Origin of the sequence: Pseudomonas luteola NBRC 103146, assembly GCF_002091675.1 — a bacterium.
Taxonomy (GTDB): domain Bacteria; phylum Pseudomonadota; class Gammaproteobacteria; order Pseudomonadales; family Pseudomonadaceae; genus Chryseomonas; species Chryseomonas luteola.
In genome coordinates, this window is record NZ_BDAE01000083.1 from 1 (window position 1) to 1218 (window position 1218).

At 58.1% G+C, this 1218-nt stretch carries 1 protein-coding gene; it reads right to left on the minus strand.

Annotated elements, in window-relative coordinates; genetic code table 11:
* Positions 1-38: 38 nt before the first annotated feature.
* Positions 39-1218, minus strand: a protein-coding gene (locus PLU01S_RS25145) for an IS3 family transposase (RefSeq protein WP_139804013.1) whose coding sequence is annotated in 2 segments (ribosomal slippage) — positions 39-913 and positions 913-1218 — 1181 coding nt annotated over the 2 segments. Because the reading frame shifts where the segments join, the coding sequence is not laid out codon by codon here. This gene is flagged as partial in the annotation.

Genomic DNA, 1218 nt, shown 5'->3' on the forward strand with positions numbered 1-1218 from the left:
TTGGACTGGCCCCTACAAAACCGGACACCGACACCCCGTTAACTTGATGCCGTATTCATGCGCCTGAACTCTCTGGGAGAGCGGTATTTCAGCGCGCTGTGTGGATGCTGCTCGTTGTAGTGCTCGAAGGCGATTGCCAGGTTACGTAACGCCGTTTCACGGTTCGGACGTGGCATGTGGGCCACGTAGTCGCGCTTGATGGTTTTCACGAAACTCTCGGCCATGCCGTTGCTTTGCGGGCTGCGAACCGGCGTCGTAACAGGCTGCAAGCCGATCTGCTGTGCAAAGAGCCGAGTCTGCTCTGCGATATAGGCCGAGCCATTATCACTCAGCCACTGCACAGGCGTGTTGGGTAGTTGATCGCCAAACCGTTTCTCTACGCTTTCCAGCATCAAGTCACGAACATCGTCGCCACTGTAGCCAGTCGGGCTGGCCACCCAACCAATCGCCTCTCGGTCGCAGCAGTCCAAGGCGAAGCTCACACTCAACTTGGCGCCGTCGTCGCAGCGAAATTCAAACCCATCGGAACACCATCGGGTGTTACTGGTAGCAACAGCGACGCGGCCTTCGTGCTTGCGAGCAACTCCAGGCTGTTTTACACGGCGCGCCAGCAGAAGCTGATTGTCACGCATCACACGGTAGACCCGCTTCACATTGATTGCAGGCAGTGCCAATTGCTCACGGGAGCGGCGCAGCAAGCCCCACATTCGTCGATAGCCATACGTGGGCAGATCTCCAAGATGTTCCCGAATTTCCGCAACTACAGTCGTGTCATCCGAATGCCTGGCACGCCGTGCCTTTGGCTGCGTGCCTTGTTTGAGCCGAACCGTTAATTGGGAGCGCGACACACCGAGACTTTCGCTGACCAGCTTCACTGGTCGTCCCCCGGCAATAATGGTGAGTGCGCAATCCATTTTCGCGAACGAGCGATCTCCACGGCCTCTTTGAGCACTTCAGCTTCCATGGTCTTTTTGCCAAGCATCCGCTGAAGCTCGCGGATTTGCTTGAGTGCATCATTCAGTTCAGAGGCCGGAACGACGGCTTCACCGGCACTAACCGCCGACAAGCTGCCTTCTTGGTAAAGCTTGCGCCACAGGAAAAGCTGGTTGGCGTTGATGCCGTTGCGCCTGGCGACCACCGAGACGCTTTGCCCGGGTTCCAGGCTCTCGCGCACCATGGCCAGCTTTTGCTCGGGGCTCCAGCGCCGCCTGCGCTCCT